General features: G+C 35.4%; 9 protein-coding genes and 1 pseudogene. 8 read left to right on the top strand and 2 right to left on the bottom strand.

The window, feature by feature from the left end; genetic code table 11:
* Positions 1-201 precede the first annotated feature (201 nt).
* The gene (locus F6K40_RS01005) at positions 202-1,140 is read left to right on the top strand and encodes a methyltransferase domain-containing protein (RefSeq protein WP_375340542.1); all 939 of its coding nucleotides are present in this window, start codon (positions 202-204) and stop codon (positions 1,138-1,140) included.
* Positions 1,141-1,574: 434 nt separating this feature from the next.
* Here F6K40_RS01005 and F6K40_RS01000 read toward each other — a convergent pair whose 3' ends face one another.
* Entirely contained in the window at positions 1,575-3,629 is a 2,055-nt protein-coding gene (locus F6K40_RS01000) for a GUN4 domain-containing protein (RefSeq protein ID WP_293130111.1), read from the bottom strand.
* A gap of 1,142 nt (positions 3,630-4,771) precedes the next feature.
* Between F6K40_RS01000 and F6K40_RS00995 the strand changes: the two genes are divergently transcribed.
* The 5 genes and pseudogenes from F6K40_RS00995 to F6K40_RS00970 all read left to right on the top strand — a co-directional run bounded on the left by F6K40_RS00995 (position 4,772) and on the right by F6K40_RS00970 (position 12,086).
* Entirely contained in the window at positions 4,772-4,975 is a 204-nt protein-coding gene (locus F6K40_RS00995) for a DUF2839 domain-containing protein (protein WP_293130108.1), read from the top strand.
* A 1,355-nt stretch (positions 4,976-6,330) separates the two neighbouring features.
* Complete coding sequence (locus F6K40_RS00990) at positions 6,331-6,696, top strand: DUF1815 family protein (protein WP_293130105.1); 366 nt, start codon at positions 6,331-6,333, stop codon at positions 6,694-6,696.
* A gap of 929 nt (positions 6,697-7,625) precedes the next feature.
* Positions 7,626-9,489: pseudogene (gene ltrA, locus F6K40_RS00980) on the top strand (group II intron reverse transcriptase/maturase).
* Between the two features lie 173 nt (positions 9,490-9,662).
* Positions 9,663-10,541, top strand: coding sequence for an alpha/beta fold hydrolase (locus F6K40_RS00975; protein WP_293130096.1), 879 nt, complete (start codon positions 9,663-9,665; stop codon positions 10,539-10,541).
* Between the two features lie 939 nt (positions 10,542-11,480).
* Positions 11,481-12,086, top strand: coding sequence for a hypothetical protein (locus F6K40_RS00970; RefSeq protein ID WP_293130093.1), 606 nt, complete (start codon positions 11,481-11,483; stop codon positions 12,084-12,086).
* 26 nt (positions 12,087-12,112) lie between these two features.
* Here the strand turns inward: F6K40_RS00970 and recA are convergent, their stop codons facing one another.
* A complete protein-coding gene (gene recA, locus F6K40_RS00965; protein WP_293130090.1) occupies positions 12,113-13,198 on the bottom strand; it encodes a recombinase RecA in 1,086 nt (361 codons plus the stop codon).
* A gap of 1,696 nt (positions 13,199-14,894) precedes the next feature.
* Here recA and F6K40_RS00960 point away from each other — a divergent pair.
* Both F6K40_RS00960 and crtB read left to right on the top strand, forming a co-directional pair.
* On the top strand, positions 14,895-16,028 hold the full coding sequence (locus F6K40_RS00960) for a DegT/DnrJ/EryC1/StrS family aminotransferase (protein ID WP_293130087.1): 1,134 nt from the start codon (positions 14,895-14,897) through the stop codon (positions 16,026-16,028).
* A gap of 596 nt (positions 16,029-16,624) precedes the next feature.
* The gene (gene crtB, locus F6K40_RS00955) at positions 16,625-17,518 is read left to right on the top strand and encodes a cyanoexosortase B (RefSeq protein WP_293130084.1); all 894 of its coding nucleotides are present in this window, start codon (positions 16,625-16,627) and stop codon (positions 17,516-17,518) included.
* Positions 17,519-17,598 lie beyond the last annotated feature (80 nt).

Genomic DNA, 17,598 nt, shown 5'->3' with positions numbered 1-17,598 from the left:
AAAAAACTTCCTATCTTCATAACTACTCAATCTTTACAATTCTTTCTCCTCCTGACTCCTGTCTCCTGTCTCCTGTCTCCTCCAGAGTTAAGCAATCTATAACTGTTTAACCGGATTTGATATTAGGTTTTTTAATCCATATTTTCTTTTTTTGACGCGCTAGTACCATTGAACTTGTAAATAAATACCATGATTTCTCTAATGTACCTATATTACACCCTTGGATTTCTACTTTTACTATCAGTAATAGGCATTGTGCTTTATCTGAAAAATCCTCGCAGTTATAAATCATCAGAAACTGTAGCAAATTCCTACGATGAATGGACTCAAGACGGCATCCTCGAATTTTACTGGGGCGAACACATTCATTTAGGTCATTATGGTTCGCCACCACAAAAGAAGGATTTCTTGACTGCAAAATCTGACTTTGTGCATGAAATGGTTAAATGGGGTGGCATTGATAAGTTACCCCGTGGTACTACTGTTTTAGATGTAGGTTGTGGAATTGGTGGCAGCAGCCGTATTTTAGCGAAAGACTACGGATTTAATGTTACGGGTATCACCATTAGTCCTCGACAAGTACAACGCGCACAGGAGTTAACCCCTGAAGGAGTAGATGCTAAATTTCAGGTAGATGATGCCTTAGCACTCTCTTTCCCAGATCATAGTTTTGATGTAGTTTGGTCTATTGAAGCAGGACCTCACATGGCAGATAAAGGCAAATATGCTCAAGAAATGATGCGGGTATTAAAACCTGGTGGAATATTGGTTGTAGCTGATTGGAATCAGCGAGACGATCGCCAAAAACCACTTAATTTTTGGGAAAAACCTGTAATGCGTCAGTTATTAGAGCAGTGGTCTCATCCTGCTTTTTCTAGTATCGAAGGTTTTTCGGAACTAATAGCAGACACTGGATTAGTAGAAGGGGCAGTAATAACAGCAGATTGGACGCCGGAAACTCTTCCTTCTTGGTTTGATTCCATTTGGCAAGGCGTAGTTAGACCTCAAGGGATGATTCGCTCTGGTTTATCAGGGGTGACTAAATCTTTACGAGAAGTACCTACTATTTTGCTGATGCGTCTGGCATTTGGGAACGGCCTTTGTCGATTTGGTATGTTCCGTGCAGTCAAAACTAATTAGACTTCGTGGCAGTTGTCAGGGAATAGGGAATAGGGGAGAGTCCAGTAGGGTGTGTTTCGCTACGCGACATGAAAAGCGTTTGCTCCGCATTCCGCAGGAAAGGAAAGCGTAACGCACCGAATATTATGAAAGAGGTGGTGCGTTACATTTACCTGAGATTTTAATTCATAAAACATTTAACTCAAACGTCTTAGTTTTTTAGTAGCTAAGTAGCGATCGCCTATCTGAGATTTTGGTGCGAGAAAATATTTAACTCAAACGTCTTAGTTTTTGTAGATGAAGTAGCTAGGTAGCGATCGCCTATCTGAGATTTTGGTGCGAGAAAACATTTAACTCAAACGTCTTAGTTTTTACAGTAGTTTTCAAGTCTAGGTTTTGCGTAAGTCCTAATAATATTATCTGCTAAAGCAAAACTCAACTAAAAATAGTAAAAATTAAGGCTTTATCAGCTTACATTTTTCAAGAGATTCAGCATGAGCATCGACTTTCTTTATATCTAAATATTCCAATTCAAGGTATTCACCAACAAACATTCCTCCCATAGAGTAAAAACCTGGTTTGGTTTGATTTTGATACCATTCAGTTTCACCAACCCATTGTCCACCACTCAACCCTCCTGATTCATTAAACCATCCCAGTTTTTGACTCCACTCCTGTAGAAATTTAGAGCGATCTTTTTGAGTTCCTTTTCGTTTTATTTTATGATAAACTTCTTTTTGATAACTAAAGCTAAATGAGCGTTCACCTGAAGTATTTTTCCAAAGTTGATTAATAATATGAAGATGCTCACATGGAAATTCTTTTATGTGCTTTAGCTCTAAATAGTTTTCTATCGAAGAATATTTATTTTTCATAATATGAACCATTAGATCATAGGTTTCCTTATCTGCATTCCTCCATTCCCGTAGTTTTAAATAACTATGTATATCTCTGTAAAAATTTCTAATGTCTGGAGGATAAATTTTCCAAAGGTCTTCTAATATAGAATTAATAGTAACGGTAACAAGCTCTGATTTACCACCAAAAGAATCAACTATTTGATAACGGAAAATATCTTGAGGTGTAAAATTTATTGGAGGTTTATAGGTAATAGTATCACGACCACCATAGTCAGGATTTTCTCTAACTATTTCAAAATTGCCACCTTTTTCTGTTGTTTTGTCGTCTAAATTTATGATTTTTAGGGTATCTCCCAAATCCCTATCACTGTCATTTTTCAGAACATCAATAATCCAAGAACTGTTGTTTTTCCTGTAATCAATATCATCTCTTCCTATAGGCGATCTATTTTTTACTTCAACAATAAACTTTGCGTTTGTGGGTTGATCAATCTCGTCATAAACTAGGCAATTAAAACTATCGTTACCAACAAATTTCTTTTTAGGAGTAAATATAATATGATCTTGACGTTGATCCACATTGTTTTCCTTCTCACTTATTTTATAGCACTCGATCTTTTCTATTTTAAATGAAGAGTTATCTGGGTCTTTATAGTGCTTAGTTAGATCGCTTATTTCAATCCTCTTATCTTTACCTATATTAGCTTCAAAAGGGTCTGGTTCTGTCATACGTTTAGCAACTCTATTTTCACTAATTACTTCAATTTTGAGAGTAATTGGTTTTGTAAATACCTGACAAGATTCAACCTTTTTTTGTGAATGATTAAAATCACAATCAACATCTTCACCTTGATCATTTTTAATCTTTACACTATTTATAATGAGGTTATCATTGTTAATGGTATCTATATGCATTGGATGTTTTTTAGGTATGAATAAATTTGGCGTTATTCCCAATAAAAAACCAATACCAAGAGCAGCAAGAGAATATATAGGAGAAATTTTGAAATTTCTAGACTGCTCTAATAGCGTTGATGGTAAAGGTAGAATATATTTCAAAGCTTCTACAGAAATTGCATATCCATTTTGTACATTTTCTTTTCCATTTTGTACATTTTCTTTCATATTAGTGGCAATACCTAGAACAGAGTTTGTCTCTAAATCAATAACAGGTCCCCCACTATAACCTTTTCGTAATAAATCGCTCTCTTTAATTTCTAGCTCCCAAAATGCCACTTCTTTTATAATAGAAAAAGAAGCCTTTTTTCCGACTTTCCCCTCAATTGGTTTACACAAACGTTTTTTTTCATCTCCAAAAATATAATTACCTAAAATCTTAACTTTTTTTCCTTCTGCTTTTTCTAAACTTTTTAATTCCAGCACTGGTATATTTAGTCCTTTAACTTGCAAAACTGCTAAATCAAGGTTTTCTTTATTTCCTATGGCAATAATTGTTGCAGGAATTTTTTCATCCCCTAATTCCACTAATACATTCTCCTTTCCACCCACATCCTCAACAACATGAGCACAAGTAATTAGATATGTATAATCTTGTTTCCGATAAAAAGCAAATCCAGTGCCAATGACATCTGCTTTTTTCTCCATAGCACTCCCAATTAAAACAACAGATTCGTCTGATATTTTACTCATTTTATAACCATTTTGATACTACTACTAATTTAACTTGTATAGCGCTCTAAAATAGGTTAATTGTAACATTTTATATAACAGAATTTGGTCTTCCAACTCAGGCGAAAATGGGATTTGGAAACCAATCCCCTACAGTTTTTTTTCACAAATAATTTAGAATTGCTATACAATTATATTAAAGCATATTAGACCTCTCCAGAAAAGAGGGAAGTCTTAACACTTAACTCTTAACTGGAAGAAGTAATTGATAATTTCTTATGGGAGAATTGATTCTATTTTTAATTTTCGGATATGTCTATTTTAATAATTTTTAGGAACTAGACATAATATTTACCGAAAAATTAAAGCATATTAGACCTCTCCGGAAAAGAGGGAACTCTTAACACTTAACTCTTAACTGGAAGAAGTAATTGATAATTTTAATGAGTTAGGAGTAATGAGTTAGGAGTAATGAGTTAGGAGTAATGAGTTAGGAGTAATGAGTTAGGAGTAATGAGTTAGGAGTAATGAGTTAGGAGTAATGAGTTAGGAGTAATGAGTTAGGAGTAATGAGTTAGGAGTTAGGAGTAAGAAGTCAGGAGTAAGAAGTCAGTAGTCATAAGTTATTTCTGACTGAGTTTCAGAATTTATAGCTCAGAAAGAATTGGTTAGGAAGTGGACTGATGATAAATCTTAGAGCAGGAAATGTTTTTCCGACTGTTCTCTGTTCCCTGCTACAGTAATTTCCTAATCTTTGTTTTGACTATTATAATTCGTACTTTGCTGAATCAGCATAAATTTATTCTTACTTGATTACTCAATTAATTAGAGCTTACTGATCGACTCTCAAAGCATTGACACATAAAGGCAAATACCTTTTGAGGTTGAAAAAAAGTGCCAGATTTTCGGTTGCTCAAGACCAAGAGGTTAGTATTTTAGACAGAAAAAGGCAGAAAAATCAAGGGAAAATTCTTATTTCTCCTGACTTCTAATTCCTACTCCTACCATACATACTTTTTCAAAAAACCCTAATTAAGAACTAATTCTGAAAGTAAACTTTCTTGATACTTTTTTAAATATATTTTACATACTGACTTTAATGTTTGGCGATAATTATTGTTATGATCTAGATAGAAATTACTAAATAAAGGTTGAAATTATTTATGGGTGAAGCAAAGCGTCGCAAAGAATCACTAGGAGAAGAGTATGGTAAAGAAACAAGGTTTATTTCTTGGCTACCAATTACTAAAAGTCAAAGTCAACAATTTATGCAGTTGACTACAACTGGTGCATGGATTGGTATTGTATTCCTTGTTGTTGCATGGTTAACAGTTAGATTTATAGGTCCTGCTTTCGAATGGTGGTAAATTGAATAATTTTTTGTCTACAAAGTTTGTAGACAATTAGAACAAAATTAGAAAAAAATCCTAACTCATTCTTCATTTTTAATTGGAGAAGGATTAATAGCATTTAGTTGTATTGGTAAGATTATTAAAAATATTCTCAAGGATATTGATTTTATTGAATTAATAGAATATTTACTCATAAATAAGCCAAAATCAACATAGACTTTGGCTGAAATTTTTGACATTTATCAAAGAAAAAATCCAGACAAAATTTTGACAACATGATAATTTTAATCCCTGGTTAATTATTAATAGGGTGCGATTTCAGTTATCAGTTATCAGTATCTCGGACTGAAGCGAAAATTTGGAAATACTAAAATTTTTGCTACAAATACTTAGGCTGTTTCAAGGAGTCAGCATTCAGAATAAATAGCTTATTAATCATTTATTAAAGTCAAACTCTGTTTTTAGTCAAATAGACAAGTCTTGAGTCAACTCTTTTAACTAGTTAAATTATTTGTAGCATTCTTTTTTAGACCTCATGTTATATACACTATCGAATAATTGAAAATTAACAACAATTAATCGGTATAAAAATTGATATTTTAGTTAGTTAAGTAAAATTGCAATTGTATAACCCTGAAGTAGATTGCTTGAATTATCCATTATTGAAGGATAATAAATAATTACCTCTCCCTTTTAGGGAGAGGATTGACTAATAAGGAAAAAATTTATTTTTTGCCCCTTTCAAAGGGAGGCTTTAAACCTGAATTATTTAATTATTTAATTGTTTAATTGTTTCGGTAAAATTAGTTATGGATATTCAAAACGCTGAAAAAAATTTTTACCGAAAAATAAAGTCTAAAGCCTCTCCTTTTTAAGGAGATAAAAAAATATTTGGTTCATTAATTTCAATCCCGATGGTGAGCGCCGTGAGTTACTGATAACTGATAACTGATAACTGAAATGACACTGGTTTGTGGCTTAATTTTCAACATCTTCATCTTAAGGTTTATTGATATACATCTAATTAATAAATCTTATTTAAAGCTATCAGTGAGTCTAGATGATTTTTAACTTATAGTGATGATTAATTATTTATATAAATTCAGATTTTGAGTTTCTCAGTCGATGATTTCAGAAGCTAAATCTAATGGTTTTATGCCTACAAATACAAGGATTTGGCTGAATGTTGTGATTGATACTTTGCACAAAAATTCTATCAGTTAACCTAAAGTATCTGGTATAGAAGGCCAGTTGAAATATGTGCTAAAAATATAATTAGGTTTATACTATTTCACAAAGTTAAACATCAAAAATTTATCAAAACTTAACAGACTCTAAAATCTTAGGGATGTGGTGATAGGAGGATAACTGTGTTTCTGAGACTTGCAGAACAACATCGTCAATTTGTACAAGACCTAGTAATGAACTTACAAGCTCTAGCAATTGTGCTGGAGAAGAGAGGATATTTGGCATCCTGTTACACTTGTGGAGGTCAAATGAATAGTGCATCATTTATGGTCAGTCTAGGAGAAAATCATCTGATTCGCTTTCTCGTATCAGATTATGGTATCACATGGACAGAGATGCGGGATGACCGAGAATTAATGAAATTAGAAGGAGCTGAAGCTATTAGTCAGCTACAAGAATTAGCTGATTTGCTGAAAAATCAGATTCACTCTTCTGAAACACCCAATCAAATTCGGCAGGAAGATCTAAGCTTAAATAAGGCCATTTAGTGTAAGAGTTATCCTGCGTTCAACCTTGGAGTTATAACGCAGACTTAACATCTCAAGGAATTTACCACCATGTAGATATAGCTAAAATAAGTATACTTTACAAAAATTAATAAAATTTATATTTCTATGAACTATATATTAATATTTTATACAATAAAAATCAAAAATTAACCAAGATTAATGAATAACGATGATTCCATCTACGGGAAAATGTCTTGAGTAAGTATAAAAATTTGCAAGTGAATAACTCTTATAACCCAGACAATCAAAGCTAGTTAGTTGCTAAAGTTAAAACTTGGATCAACCGGATGTTAATCTATAGATATAGGTGCGACTCGTTGGCTAGTCAAGATTGCTGAAAAGCAAGTATATCTAGCCGTCCATGACTAATCTTAAAGGAGGTTAAATATTTGGTCATTGGATAACTCTTATCTCCTTCGAGGTGAAATTCCTCCGCCCCGTTGTCTGGGTAGAAAGCATAGACCACACGGTAGCGACTGAACATCAATCCGTGAAGCTGGTTTAAAAGCGGGAAAATACCAGTTACCGAGGAACGATACCGCAAGCAAAGGCTGACAAGTGGACGAATAGGAAGGTAATTAAACTCTCGTTAATAGAGACCACTCCAAAGGTAGCTATGGAGTGTAGGACGAAAGTCAGGGGGTCAATGGATAACTTTATCTATGTGAGGTTGTCAGCAACCATATCGAATCCTTCGGGAGAATTTACCCCACTAAATCAGCCGTAATAAAGGAATAAGGGAACGAGGAAACCTCTCTAAGACACCTAAGAATATAGGTCTAAATCTTAGGAAACCATTCAAGGTCAATCTACGCTATGGACGTAGGTTTTAGAGAGAGTAGGATTGGGTAAAAAGCTTACGAGCAGACGTACCCACTGTTAGACGTAATGTAAGGTAGCAATTAGCGATGAATATAGCTAAAACACTAAAAAGACGTTTAGGAAACCCTAAACCATTTTTAAGCGTGGCATGGGATACAGACGATATACCAGACCCGGTTTGTATTAATCCAAATCTTAAATGGAGAGATATTAATTGGAGACGGGTTGAGAAGAATGTATTTAAGTTGCAAAAGTTAATTTACAGGGCATCCAGCCGTGGCGAAATCCGCACGATGCGTAAATACCAACGACTTCTGACCAAAAGTTATTACGCCTTGTTGCTAGCTGTTAGGCGCGTGACCCAAGATAACCAGGGTAAGAAAACTGCCGGAATAGATGGTATAAAAAATCTACCTCCTATGCAGAGACTTAACCTAGTTGAAATGTTGAATTCACGCTACCTCAAAGCAAGTCCAACCCTGAGAAATCTGGATACCAAAACCAGGGAGAGATGAAAAACGTCCATTAGGCATACCCACTATGTATGATAGAGCGTTACAAGCTCTGGTTAAGTTAGGTATGGAACCAGAATGGGAAGCACACTTTGAACTTAACAGCTATGGTCTTTTCCGGAGGTCAACACATGATGCTATTGCAGCTATCTATCTCAGCATCAACAAAAAGCCAAAATATGTGTTGGATGCGGATATATCCAAATGTTTTGACCGAATTAACCATGACGCACTTTTGGAGAAAGTGGGTCGAACACCTTACAGACGATTAATCAAACAATGGTTAAGAGCTGGTGTGTTTGACAATAAACAATTCTCAAACACTGTGGAAGGTACACCACAGGGAGGGGTAATTAGTCCCCTACTAGCAAACATCGCCTTACACGGTATGGAGGAAAGGCTAAAAGAATTTGCCAAAACTATCAACATGAAAGACAAAAAAGGTTGGCAGATAAATCAGAAAAGTAAAATGCAAAGCCTTTCCCTAATACGCTATGCTGATGACTTTGTTATCCTACATGAAAACATCAAAGTAATCCTGCAAGCTAAAGCCGTAATACAGGAATGGTTAAGTCAGATAGGATTAGAACTAAAACCAGAAAAAACCAGAATTGCCCACACCCTGAAGGAATATGAAGGAAACAAACCTGGATTTGACTTCTTAGATTTTACAATCAGGCAATGGAAAGTTAAGTCAACCGAACAAGGATTTAAGACACTTATTAAACCATCTTCCAAGAGTATTAGAACTCATTATCGGAAATTGGCGGATATATTTGACTCTCACAAAAACGCCTCTACCAAGGCTTTAATAGCCAAATTAAACCCGGTAATAAGAGGATGGGCTAACTACTTCTCCGCTGTAGTCAGTAAAGAGGCATTCAGTAAAATGGATATGCTTATATGGAAAAGATTATGGAGATGGACAAGTAGAAGGCATCCAAATAAGTCGGCTAAATGGGTGAAGAAAAAGTATTTTCCCAAAATTAAGGATGACAACTGGCTGCTTAATGATGGCGATTATATACTAAACCGACACTCTGATGTTCCCATTGTAAGGCACATCAAAGTTAACGGTAATAAATCCCCATTAGACGGCGACTGGACTTATTGGAGTAGTAGAATTGGCAAACATCCGGGCGTAAGGAAAGAAGTCACAACTCTGTTAAAACGGCAGAAAAATAAATGCGCATTTTGTGGACTAACCTTTAGTCCGACTGACCTTATGGAAGTTGACCATATAAAACCAAGGTCTGAAGGTGGTGACAACACACTCAAAAACAAAAAATTGTTGCACCGACATTGCCACGACAGTAAAACTGCTTTAGATAATAAAACATATCCAAAATTTAAGGCACAGGACTTACCTGATCAGTATATATGGATTGACGATATGTTAACTTTGAAACAGGATGTACCCATGAAAAGGGACGTTTAAGAGAGGAGCTGTGATGAGGTGAAAGTCTCACGTCCAGTTCTGAAGACGAGTCGGTTTGGTAACAAACTGGCTTAGTTTAACTATTAAGTTAAAAATTTAACATTAGCTGGACACAAATTACTACTAAGGAAGTATACAGACGTCTGGCAAAATAGGAGAGTTGATTGCAAAATATGAGTCTTTTAGAATCTCAATGGCAACATTTCTTTGTAGACACCAATAATATTCGCCTACATTGTGTTACTCAAGGTGAGGGAGAATTAGTCGTACTCCTTCATGGTTTCCCAGAATTCTGGTATTCTTGGCGGTATCAAATGCCTGCATTAGCGCGTCATTTCAAGGTTGTAGTTCCAGATTTACGAGGCTACAATGATTCCGAAAAACCAGATAATGGTTATGACTTAGATACTTTAGCTGCTGACATTCAAGGACTAATTGAACGTTTAGGTTATGTTAAGGCCCATATTGTTGGCCATGATTGGGGAGGGGCGATCGCATGGCACCTAGCTCAAAAATTTCCTCAATATTTGAACCGTCTAGCAATTTTGAACGCTGCTCATCCACAGAAACTGATTCAAGAATTGTCGGGAAATGTAGATCAAATACGCAGAAGTTGGTATATATTCGCTTTTCAAGTTCCTGGAATTCCAGAATGGGTAATTCAGCAAAACTTAGGAGAATTTATCAAAGGACTTTTCCAAGGACAAGCAATTCGTAAAAGTGCCTTTACTACTGAAATTACTCAAATTTATCAAGCAGCTTTGGAAAAACCAGGAGCTTTAGTCGCTGCAATTAATCACTATCGTCAATTTCTTTTACCTCAAAACTGGCTGAGAAACTTTAATCCGAAGCCACAAAAAGTTACAGCACCTACTTTAATTTTATGGGGTAAAGAAGATTATTTTTTAAGTCAAAAACTTACAGAAGGTTTAGATAAGTTAATTGCTGCTCCTTTCAGGTTAAAAGTTATTCCGGATTGTGGTCATTGGATTCAGCAAGAAGTACCCCACATAGTAAATCGAGAGTTGCTGAATTTCTTGGGGAAAAAATAATCAAAAACCTGGTTTGTATTAGTATATATCAGTATTGTAGGATATCTCAATAGGGCTTGCTGAAAAAGTCTAATTGTAAAGGCAGGGAGTAGGGAGTAGGGAGTAGTTAAGACTCAAGAGTTGGAGGGAGTTATAGAGAAGCTCGTTGGAAAAATCATCCCTTAATTTTTCGGCCTCCCGTTAGCCTAAAATCCTAAATTTTTGAATCTTCAAGACCTAATAGCTGGCACTTTTTCGATACGTAAAAAGGCTGAAAGCTCTATCTTGAAAAGCTTTCATATTTAATCAGCAAACCCTAAATAGGGTTTACAGAAAAAGTCTTATAAGTAAGGGTAGGAGTCAGGAGTTAGGGGAATTATCTCAACGTTGGTTGAAGACCCGCGCTCTCCCGTAGGGGAGCTAGGGCATGAAAACCAATCAATCTTGCGGTTTTACAAAAAGTATTTTAAAATACAAATGTTACTCAACCAAAAACCAAGGTTGAGACTACTATGTGCGACTCGTTGGTTAGTCAATCAAGTCGCCGTTCGCGTAGCGTCCCGGAGGGAAGGGACACCCGGAGACGTTAAACGGACACAGAGGAAGCTTGATTACTGGCAAGCCAGCATTTTCTTCCGGTGAGGTGTCAACCCGCCTTGAGTCATTCGTTCAGCAAAGGTCAGTTTGGATGATGGATGGGAATCCCCCGCTGTCTCCTAAGAGCAGCGTCGGGAGGATGTCAAAGAGCAGGTAGTTAGAAGATCCCTTAATTTTTCTGTCCTTGTCTGCCCAAAATGCTAAGAGACTATTGATAGAAGGAATATTAAATCGAGGCGTAGTAGGGCGTCTAGACTAAAATTGTGTGTAAAAAACCTAACCCCCCAACCCCACAACTCAGGGGTTGGTTAACTTCTGACATCTGACATCTGATTTCTGGCTTCGTTAAGTATCATAGGGGGTTTGGAGACCAAACCCCTACAAAACTTGGAATTTTTGGCAATATCGTGTCCTACCCCTACCAACCAAATTTTTCAGCAGACCATAGATATAGTAGAGGGTTTGGAGACCAAACCCCTACAAAACTTGGAATTTTTGGCAATATCGTGTCCTACCCCTACCAACCAAATTTTTCAGCAGACCATAGATATAGTAGAGGGTTTGGAGACCAAACCCCTACAAAACTTGGAATTTTTGGCAATATCGTGTCCTACCCCTACCAACCAAATTTTTCAGCAGACCATAGATATAGTAGAGGGTTTGGAGACCAAAACCCCTACAAAACTTGGAATTTTTGGCAATATCGTGTCCTACCCCTACCAACCAAATTTTTCAGCAGACCATAGATATAGTAGAGGGTTTGGAGACCAAACCCCTACAAAACTTGGAATTTTTGGCAATATCGTGTCCTACCCCTACCAACCAAATTTTTCAGCAGACTATAGATATAGTAGAGGGTTTGGAGACCAAACCCCTACACAACTTGAAATTTTTGGCAATACTGATGGTAAAATTCACTTCTCTTGCTTAATCAATCAGAAAGTTGCCCGCTTATGTGGGAGCTTTTAAAGCCAATTTTTCGGTCAAGCTAAAATTTACTCTTCCTCTAGAATTTCATCTTCGTCATCTTCGTCCTCTTCTATTTCATCAACCCGTGCCACAGAATTAGCTGAAACCACAGCACCCTCACTTAACTGTGCCCGGACTTTATCCTCAATTTTTCTAGCAAAGTCAAGATTTTCTTCCATATAGGCAATAGCTTTTTCTCTACCTTGAGCAAAATTACTTCCTTCGTAGCTATACCAAGCACCTTTACGTTTAATTACATCTGTCTCTTCTGCTAAGTCAATAATACAACCAACATTAGAAATTCCTTTACCAAAAATAATATCAAATTCAGCAATGCGGAACGGAGGAGCAACCTTATTTTTAGCAACCTTTACCTTGGCATGAATACCATATTCCTCTGAAGATTTCTTCAAAGTTTGTGTACGACGAATATCAAGTCTGACCGAAGCATAAAATTTTAGAGCATTACCACCAGTAGTAGTTTCTGGATTACCATAAACAACACCTATTTTTTGGCGAAGTTGGTTGAGGAAAACTACTGTACAACCAGATTTACCAATATTACCTGTAATTTTTCGTAGTGCTTGACTCATTAAACGAGCTTGGAGACCCATGTGAGAATCTCCCATATCTCCCTCAATTTCAGCTCTTGGCACCAATGCTGCTACTGAGTCAACAACCACAATATCAACAGCTACAGAACGAACCAGGTGATCGACTACTTCCAAGGCCATTTCACCAGTATCAGGTTGAGATACCAATAAATTTTCAATATCTACTCCTAATGCAGCAGCATAAGTAGGATCTAGAGCGTGTTCCGCATCTACAAAAGCTGCTATACCTCCAGTTTTCTGAGTTTCGGCGATCGCGTGCAATGCCAAAGTCGTTTTCCCAGAACTTTCTGGCCCATAGATTTCAATAACTCTGCCCTTGGGTAAGCCTCCTCCCAATGCCAAATCTAAGGTCAGTGCCCCACTAGGGATTGTTTCTACCTTCATGCGGGTAGCATCTCCCAAACGGACAATTGACCCTTTTCCAAAACTTTTTTCTATGGTTTTGAGGACTGAATCTAAAGCTTTTTGTCTTTCTTTATTATCTGTAGCTGAAGGCATTTGTTTTTTCCCTATTTAAAATTAATAACTATATAATAATGGCTACCCATGTAGGTAGATGTAATTTTTCGGAATTAATTATCAGTTCGATATTCCATAATGTCTATTTTTTTGTTTTTTTATGTAGATTTATGTAGAGCTAAACAAACAAAAAAATTCTCAGGGAAATTACTTCTAATACTTAGCTTAACCCTAAAGGGGTGACAAGCAAGGTGAAAACTTTTTGGGATCAAATTTTTAGCCAACCTGCCTCCAGAAAAAATAAGGGGAATGGGGAATAAGGATGGAGTATTAATTTACTTACTGGCGATCAACTCGCTTGAATACTCTCCTGGATCTTCTGAATTCTGAAGCCAGTTACACAAGCGCATCTATCAGAATAATATTGCTCAAAACCATTGTTAACTAAGACTTACAGACAGTCTCTCACCATACCCATAACTTAACCAAAAACTTTTTCTACCAATAGTTGACTTTCTTTGTAAAAATGCTATATCCTATAACTATGCGCTATTTTTATATCAAGTAGAGTACACATTTCTAGGCACTCGAAAAAGTTTGGCGACCCGACGAGTGCCTTATTAGCCATAAATAAAAGTTTTTAAAGCTTTTATCTCAATTTGAATAGAGCATTTGCAAATACCGTAAACAGTATTTTAGGAAATGTGTGTATACCGAGTGAACCTGGGTATATTATTAATTTACCTATCTTTTACGTGTTTGGCAATAGAGAAATTACTGAATTTATAGGTAAATTATGCTACCCAAGAGAAAGCTTGCTTCAATTATTATAGACATTGTTGAGTTAACAGCAGCAATTCTAGCCTTATCTGTTTACACCACTTGGATTTTAGGCTTTTTGCTTTTTCCCACGTGTACAATCTGTATAGTCTATAAATATTTTAGGTAGATATACGGTCAATATATCTAAAATCAGATACAAAATTAATGTATCAAATATAACATCAAGGCCCTAAAAGTAGGCAGTAAAAGTTATTAATGCTGCCTACAAATAAAAAAAATAAATGTAGCTACTTTGGATAAATGTAGCTACTTTGGATAACTATCAAATACATATTCTTCAAAATTAAAGCGTATTTCAGGTTAATTCTGCCTACAAATAAAATAAATGTAGCTACTTTGGATAACTATCAAATACATATTCTTCAAAATTACAGCATATTTCAGGTTTATGAGATACAGTACCAACAGTGAAAAATAGTGTTTGAAGTGATTAGTATCTCTAACAAGAGTGATGCTAAGTTGTATTATATTGACCATCTTTGCCGTGATAGGCTAAAACCGAAATCAAAAAAAATTTAGTTCTGACCATCATAATTCTGTGGAGTTAAACTATGGTGAGTAGACAGATCACAACTAATTAGGTCAGGTCGGTGTTAAAATTTGTTGCTATGTAAAAAAATGTAAATTACCCTCAAATTATCTGTAGATCAAAGCTTAGAGTTAATTGACAAAACTTAATGTAGTTAAGCTTTTTTGTGCATACCTACTTATATCCTACTAAATTGTAAGGTACATCCAGAGTTGGCAAAAGAAATAAATGCCACAATGGAAAAATTTGCAAATGGTCAGTAAAAGCTAACTATGTGGGATATAGTGAAGAGCTACGAAAAGCTAGCATCATAATTTTTAATTTAATGCCTGGTAGTTTACCCATTAATATTATCTGAACATAATGCCAAAAAATATTCCATTTGTTGACCTCAAACTCCAACATCAACCACTGAAAATTGAACTAGAAAATTCTATTCAGGAAGTATTAGAAAGAGGAGATTTTATACTCGGAAAAGCAGTAGAAAAATTTGAGTCTTCATTTGCAGCAGCTTGTGGAGTTGAAAATGCCATTGGAGTTGCTTGTGGCACAGATGCCATAAAACTTGGACTTCAAGCTTGTGGTGTTGCTCCAGGAGATGAGGTAATTTTACCAGCTAATACATTTATTGCTACTTTAATAGGTGTACTTCATTCTGGTGCTACCCCAGTGTTAGTAGACTGCCATGCTGAAACTGCCTTAATTGACTTGGAAGCTGCTCAAAAAGCTGTTACATCTAAAACTAAGGTAATATTGCCAGTACACCTTTATGGTCAAATGGTAGCTCCTACCGAACTTAAAGATTTTGCTCAAGCTAATAATCTAATTATATTTGAAGATGCAGCCCAAGCCCATTTAGCAGAAAGAGAAGGATATCGTGGTGGAAGTATCGGTATTGCTGCTGGGTTTAGCTTTTATCCCAGTAAAAATTTAGGTTGTTTTGGGGATGGAGGAATGGTTCTTACTAACGATCTAGAGGTGGCAAGTAAAATGCGAAGTCTCCGTAATTATGGAGCGCCTCGTAAATATGTCCATGAGGAACCAGGTACTAATAGTAGATTGGATACTATACAGGCTGCCGTACTAAATGTCAAACTTCCTTACTTAGAAGGTTGGAATAGCGATCGCAACCAAGCAGCTCAAAAATACGATACCCTCCTCAGTCCCATGAAAGAGAAAGGTATTATTCCAATACAGAATTTGAGTGGTACTGGTCATATTTATCATTTATATGTGATTCGAGTCACTGACAAATCTCCAATTGACCGGGATACGCTGAAAGAGAAATTAGGAGCAGCAGGAATTTCTGTGGGTATTCATTACCCTATACCCTGTCATCTCCAACCAGCTTACGAAAATTTAGGGTACAAAAAAGGAGATTTTCCTAATAGTGAAACTTTAAGTCAACAGATTTTGTCTTTACCTATCTATCCTGTAATTAGCGAAGAACAAATTAATCACGTTGTTGAAACAATTACTCAAATTATTGATAAGTAATCGTTTCACGAAATTCAAAAGTCAAAAGTCAAAAGTCAAAATTCACAAAAAAGGAATATTTCACGAAATTCAAAATTCAAAAGTCACAAAAAAGGAATATTTCACGAAATTCAAAAGTAAGAAAAAAGGAATAATTTAAGCAAGGAAATTATTTAAGATTATAAGTGGTAAGTATTCAGCCATCAGCATCAGGTTTATAGAACCTATTTAAAATCTCCTTGCCTAATTATCGAACTTACAGTTTCTTGGTTTAATAATTATTGGCATAATAGTTCTCACTTGGCTATTACTAAAAAATCAGGTCTAAAGCCTCTCCCTTTTAAGGAAAAAAAAGCTGTTTATTCAGCATGAAAACTGAAATAGTAACTGCGAGCTAGATTAATGCTTAAAGTAATTATTAACTGCATTGATTTTCAATTCAGGGTGTTATCATAAAACTATAATCTAAAACTAAGTAATTTTAATTATTCTATTAATAAATAGAGAAATATAATATTATTTTTCATAAATATAAAAGTTCAAAAACAGTTTAGTTTATGTTTGATTTTAAATCCAAAAATTAACTGTTTAAATAGTAATCAATAGAACCAAAAAAAATGCAAACTCCTCGAAAATTTCCTATTGCCATTGAGCAAAATTTACTGACAATAGCGATCGCTGCTTTAATATTTCTGATGTATGCTCCGCTCATCATATATTGGTATGATGGGTGGCTAAATAAAAGTATCAGCATAGAACATGAATACTTTAGTCATGGAATAATAGGTTTACCTTTTGCTGGTTATATTGCTTGGAATAATCGCCAAAAATGGGAAAACTTACCAGATATTTCTCATCCCTTGGGAGGAGTATTATTAGGAATTGCAGGAGTTTGGTATATCAGTGGGATTCCAGACTTAATAAACTTATCTTTTCCAATAATATTGGCGGGAATTTGCCTTTGGTTTAAAGGGATACCTGGTTTAAAATTAATGGGTATGCCATTACTCTTTATTTTGCTTGCTAGTCCTAATTATATTCCCTATTTAATTGAACCTTATGCCTTACCTATACAGAAGTTTATTGCTACAGTTGCCGGGTTTATTTTGACTCAGTTGAACATGGAGGTTATTGTTGAGCAAATATATTTATATGTCGGGGATAGAATTGTTGAGGTTGCACCCCATTGTGCAGGTTTAAAAATGTTATTTACCAGTCTCTATGTTTCTCTAATGTTACTTTATTGGACTGGGGCTATAGCGAGTCGCGCTAAGACAATTTTTTTACTGGTTAGTACAGTATTAATTAGTGTCAGTGCAAATATTGTGAGAAATACTGTACTAACAATTTTTCATGGTACAGGACAGGATGAAGCTTTTCATTGGTTACATGATGGATGGGGTGGAGATATGTATTCTGCCTGTACATTGATTTTATTGTTTCCAATTATGAATTGGATAGATGATTATTTCACAAATTCAGTTGATTCTCCAAATGAATCTGATACATAGACTAATTTACTAAACTAGACTGACGCACCAAAGGAAACCGGTTTTATTGCCCTGATAATTCTTTTTCAAATCAATAAATT

The organism is Okeania sp. SIO3I5, from assembly GCF_010672085.1.
Lineage (GTDB): Bacteria > Cyanobacteriota > Cyanobacteriia > Cyanobacteriales > Microcoleaceae > Trichodesmium.
This window is presented reverse-complemented; position numbering and strand designations above follow the sequence as displayed.